This is a genomic window from Rickettsia endosymbiont of Ixodes scapularis, assembly GCF_000160735.1.
Taxonomy (GTDB): Bacteria; Pseudomonadota; Alphaproteobacteria; order Rickettsiales; family Rickettsiaceae; genus Rickettsia; species Rickettsia tamurae.
In genome coordinates this window covers 1,071,014-1,076,219 of sequence record NZ_CM000770.1, presented here as the reverse complement: position 1 = coordinate 1,076,219, position 5,206 = coordinate 1,071,014, and the positions used below count along the sequence as shown (strand labels likewise).

The window sequence follows — 5,206 nt, the reverse complement described above, 5'->3', positions numbered from 1 at the left end:
GGGTTAGTACTAAGCCTGGGCAGATGGTTGATGACGTGCAGAAAATTTCAAATCTTATAATGCCGGAAAAGGATTTTTGGAATAACGAAGCACGAAGTTTATTTTTAGGTGTAACTTTATATTTAATAGCCGATCCTACTAAAACTAAATCTTTCGGTGAAGTAGTGCGTACCATGAGAAGTGACGACGTAGTTTATAATCTAGCGGTCGTACTCGATACGCTTGGCGGTGTAATACATCCTGTTGCATATATGAATATTGCTGCGTTTTTGCAAAAAGCCGATAAAGAGCGTTCGGGTGTAATATCTACAATGAACTCATCGCTTGAATTATGGGCAAATCCGCTTATTGATTCAGCTACAGCATCTTCTGATTTCAACATACAAGAATTTAAAAAAGTAAAAACAACCGTATATGTAGGGTTAACACCCGATAATATACAGCGTTTACAAAAATTAATGCAGGTGTTTTATCAGCAGGCGACAGAATTTTTAAGCCGCAAAATGCCGGATTTAAAGGAAGAGCCGCATGGGGTAATGTTCTTACTTGATGAGTTCCCGACACTTGGAAAGATGGATACTTTTAAAGCCGGTATAGCTTATTTTAGAGGTTATAGAGTTCGGTTATTTTTGATTATTCAAGATACGCAGCAGTTAAAAGGAACATATGAAGATGCAGGGATGAATTCTTTCTTATCTAATGCAACATATCGTATTACTTTTGCTGCTAATAACTATGAAACGGCAAATTTAATATCGCAGCTTGTCGGTAATAAGACGGTAGAACAAAGATCATTTAGTAAACCTTTATTTTTTGACCTTAATATTTCTACTAGAACCCAAAACGTTTCTCAAGTTCAAAGAGCTTTACTTTTACCTCAAGAAGTAATACAGTTACCTAGAGATGAGCAAATTGTTTTAATAGAATCTTTTCCTCCTATAAAATCTCGTAAAATTAAATATTACGAAGATAAGTTTTTTACTAGTAGATTATTACCGCCGACTTTTGTACCTACTCAAATACCTTTTGACCCTAGGGCAAATAAAAATAATAATGAGGCTTCTGAAGAGACCGAAACAACAACTGCTCCGGAAAATAATGAGTAAGATCCAAAAATGCGTTCAGCGATTATTGATATCGGTTCAAATGCTTTAAGAGCTGTAGTTTATGAAAGTGATGAGCTTGGAGCTCCGGAAATTTTTAATTATAAATTTAGAAATTATCTTACAAATTTACTTAATTTAGATAATTTAGACGTAGAACATCAAACATATTTATCTCTACAATATCTTATCCATATTTTTACCAAACTGTTCGTTACTAATATTAGATGTGTTGCAACAGCTATACTTAGAGGGCATCCTAAAGCGGATGAATTCAAAGCTATAATTAAAAAGAGATTCAATATTGATATTGAAATTATCTCAGGTGAACGTGAAGCTTATTTAACTGCTGCCGGATTAATTTCCGGCATTAGTGATGCTTCGGTATTGTAGCCGATCTGGCGGTGGAAGTCTTGAGCTTGCACAGATTGGAAATAAAAAAGTCGGTAAATTAAAATCATTGCCGCTTGGTACAAAAATTATTGCTAGTAGCAATTTTGGTGATGTTGGGCTGATTACTAAAATGCTAGAGGAGGAATTTGGAGCTGCACATTATCCTAATTTATATTTAATTGGCGGTGCATTACGTCTAATGAGCCGTATATATATGGAGTCTATAAATTATCCTCTTAAAAATTTACATAATTTTGAAATAAATCGTGTAGAGTTTGAGTTATATTTAGATAAATTATCGCAAATCGATAAATTAAAGCTAAGTTATTATGAGCAGAAAGCCATAAATTATAATGCAGTTTTAGTAATAAAGGCGATGATTAAGGTATTTTCACCGGAAAAAATTATTATCTCAAATTACGGTTTAAAAGAAGGAGTAAGATTTGACTCGTTGCCGTCTCATGAAACAGAAAAAGATATTATTTATGAGAGGGTAAAGAGATTAGTAAAATTTGATAGAAATATATGTAAAATTGAAAAATATATTGAAGCAGTACAATATCTTTTAATTAATTCCGATGCCACGACTCTTATTATTATTGAACTCGCTATAATGCTAGCACAATATAATAAAAATATTGATAAAACGCTCAGAGCAAATTTTGTTTTGGAATTTATATTATCTTCAGACATTCCTTTTAGTCATAGACAGCGTCTTATGCTAGGTATTGCCCTTACAGTTACTTATACTGCTAAAACTGACATGCAGATTAATAAAATAGCTAAGAAAATGATTAGTAAAAATGATTATTACAACAGTCATATAATCGGTTATTATATAAAAATTGCTAGAGAAATTGATGGACCGGAATTTCAAGAGCCTTCTTTTTCGATTAAATTAAAAGACGATAAATTTTTACAAATTAATGCTTCAAATATCTTGCCTAAACAAGTTTTTGAAAAGGTTTGTGAACGTTTAAAAGATATAAGTTTTGCTAGAAAAAATATTAGTTATAATTTTAGTGATTAGGTACGTATGGTTACCATGTCGTTCCTGCGAAGGCGTTGTTATGTGGGTCACTTTTCAACGTCATTGTGAGGAAAAACTGTAAGTTTTAACGAAGCAATCCAGTAAAAAATGCTAATTTTAGCATTTTTTTATTGTTTTTTTTGGATTGCCACGCTCCTTTTAGTCGTTCGCAATGACGATTTGGTATCCATGCAACAACGCTTTTATGCATTATTAATTACGTTCCATCAAATGCGTCACAATTATATTCCTTTGTATAGCATAGGCAATTAAGATAGTGATATTAATAAAAGGATATGGTAAAGTAATTAGAAAATAGTTATGCCAAGTCCATATTCATATGATTTAAGAAAGGGAGTGATTCAATATATTGAGTCAGGGAAAAGAATAATAGAAGCAAGTCAAGTATTTAATATCAGCCGTAAAGTAATATATGATTGGAAGAAATTAAAGAAAGAAACAGGAGATGTTCAATTAAAAACTGGCTATCAAAAAGGGCATAGTCATAAAATAACAGATATGGAAGGATTTAAAAAATTTTTGGAATCTAATAAAGATAAAAGCAGTCGAGAGCTAGCCATCTTGTATCCTAGTAAAGTGTCAGCAAGAACTATAATAAACATGATTAGAAAAGTTGGTTACAGCTATAAAAAAACTTTTCTTCATCCCAAAAGAAATCATAAATTAAGAAATGAGTTTATAGAAAAGATAACCACCATAGACAAAGATAAACTAGTGTTTTTGGATGAATCAAGAATAGAAGATAATGCGTGTCGAGAACATGGCTGGAGCCCAAAAGGAGAAAGATGTTATGGTGAAAAAGTTTATCAGCACAAACACAGAATTAGTATGATTGCTGGCCTATTTAATAGCAATATTGTAGCACCTCTAATATTTGAAGGCAATTGTAATAAAGCTATTTTTGAGACGTATGTCAAGGATATACTCATTAAAGAATTAAGGGCAGGACAAGTCGTAGTAATGGATAATATTAATTTTCATAAAAACTCTAAGGTAAAAGAATTAATTGAATCGGTAGGGGCAAGTATTTTATTCCTTCCTACTTACAGTCCTGATCTTAATGTCCCCCTTCGGGAATAAGAAATCCCTCGCTTCAGGCGAAGGGAAGATATAATGAAATTGCTTTAGCAATGAATTTATATCAAGAAACATGAGAAGTTATAGAAAGAATAGTCATAGTCAGTATGATTTAAAAGTACATCTTATATGGATACCAAAATATAGGAAGAGAGTATTGATAGGCAAAGTAGCGGAAAGGGCTAGAGATTTACTAAGGCAGATTTGTATGGAACATGAAGTATATATAATTTCAGGGAAAATATCATGTGATCACGTGCATATGTTTATCTCATATAAATCACAAATATCTCTTAGCAAGTTAGTACAGTATTTAAAAGGTAGTAGCTCAAGAATTTTATTGCAAGAATTTGCTCATTTAAGAAAACAATTTTGGGGCAATCATTTGTGGGCTAGGGGCTATATGGCGGTCAGTTCAGGTAATATAACTGATGAAATGATACAGCACTATATTGATGAACAGGAAGGTGAACCTGTGAATGATGATCGATTTCTAATCGATTCCACTTTATAACCCCTCAGCTTATAGCTGAGGGTTCTTTAGTCCTATAGAACATTATTGGTTTAAAATTAAACATCAAATTAGAAAAGATACTAGTAACTTTACATATTTTTTTGATGCTGTTTATCACGTATTACAAAAAGTAACTACCTTACCTGCTTAAGCTATACCATATAATTTGCAACATGAAATAAATACATATTTAGAATTATCAGGGGAAAGCTAGCCATATTTTGAGAAACCTAAGTCTTAACTTTTCTTATAAATAGTTTTAGAGGGAAAAATGCCATATGTTGTCTCCACACTACGGCAATGATATCAGAGTCATACAAACCTAGGATATTGTAAAGGTTTTAGTAGCAACTGATAAATTTAGGAGAATTAATGAGAAAACAAAAAATAAACCTACCCTACGCGAGTTTTGAATTAATATAGCATAGGATTTAGCATATCAAGAGAGATGTAATAGAAGGTTTATTATCAGACATTTGATAATTTATCAGTGCTGCAACCATATGCACAAAGGCATTTGTAACTGATCTATGCCTTGAATGCTCAAACTTCCCCAATAGTTTAATTTTACTAAACACAGATTCTATTAATGCTTTTTTAAGCAATAATATTTTATCCAACATAGACATAAGTTTATTTTTCATATTTTTCTTTACCCTAGTTACCATAAAAATTCCTTGCTCTAAAAGTTGTAGAAATAATTGTTGCGAAATATAACCACGATCTCCGAATACTTTACCAAAAAGATTTTTGATTATCAGTTCCAGCTGTTTTCTATCATCCTTATTGCCAGGGCTAAAAGATGCTTTAACTATACCACCGGCTCTATTAATTATTAGATGTAGTTTAAGTCCATAGAACCAACCTTTTGTTGTCTTACTGCTTGCTGCTATGCCGGCGAACACTTTATTCATTGAAATACGGTATCTCTTACATACCTCTATACTACTTGAATCTACAAAAGAGAGTCCGTCACACTGATCCAAAATAGAATTGAATATTAGTACTAATAGTGGTAAATGTGGACCTATTATTTTTATAAATTGACTATAGCTTACTAATTGAAAA

The 5,206-nt window shown here is 32.0% G+C and carries 4 protein-coding genes and 1 pseudogene; 4 read left to right on the top strand and 1 reads right to left on the bottom strand.

Features of this window, described 5'->3' with window-relative positions; all coding sequences use genetic code 11:
* From REIS_RS05430 to tnpA, 4 genes and pseudogenes are all read left to right on the top strand, one after another.
* The coding region (locus REIS_RS05430; protein WP_008580251.1) for a type IV secretory system conjugative DNA transfer family protein at window positions 1–1,106 on the top strand (1,106 nt) is incomplete at its 5' end.
* A gap of 9 nt (window positions 1,107–1,115) precedes the next feature.
* Window positions 1,116–2,526: pseudogene (locus REIS_RS05425) on the top strand (Ppx/GppA family phosphatase).
* A 321-nt stretch (window positions 2,527–2,847) separates the two neighbouring features.
* A complete protein-coding gene (locus REIS_RS12750; protein ID WP_008580249.1) occupies window positions 2,848–3,627 on the top strand; it encodes an IS630 family transposase in 780 nt (259 codons plus the stop codon).
* Window positions 3,628–3,697: 70 nt separating this feature from the next.
* On the top strand, window positions 3,698–4,138 hold the full coding sequence (gene tnpA / locus REIS_RS05415; RefSeq protein WP_008579210.1) for an IS200/IS605 family transposase: 441 nt from the start codon (window positions 3,698–3,700) through the stop codon (window positions 4,136–4,138).
* 431 nt (window positions 4,139–4,569) lie between these two features.
* Here tnpA and REIS_RS05410 read toward each other — a convergent pair.
* On the bottom strand, window positions 4,570–5,206 hold a 637-nt coding region (locus REIS_RS05410), incomplete at its 5' end, for an IS982 family transposase (RefSeq protein WP_008580248.1).